This window comes from Peribacillus sp. SIMBA_075, from assembly GCF_046534585.1.
In genome coordinates this window covers 1-244 of the sequence record NZ_JAWRYN010001369.1, presented here as the reverse complement: position 1 = coordinate 244, position 244 = coordinate 1, and the positions used below count along the sequence as shown (strand labels likewise).

1 protein-coding gene is annotated in these 244 nt (G+C 45.1%); it reads left to right on the top strand.

Annotated features, from left to right (window positions below):
* A partial coding sequence (locus SB775_RS32805; protein WP_410865472.1) for an SH3 domain-containing protein occupies nucleotides 1-244 on the top strand: 244 nt, incomplete at both ends.

Below are 244 nucleotides of genomic sequence, written 5' to 3'. Positions count from 1 at the left end.
AGCGGAACGGAAAGTGCCAGCATAGTCGCGAAGCTTTCAAAAGGAACGAAAGTGACGGTGTATTCGGAATCCAAAGGATGGGCGAAGATCAAGGCCAATGGAATAGATGGGTATGTCAGTACTGACTATCTTTCAACAACGAAGCCAGGAACGGGAACCAATCCAACCATACCTGAAAAAACGACGACGAAATATGTAAATGTAAGCTCTGGTTCTCTCAATATGCGAAAAAGCGGAACGGAAA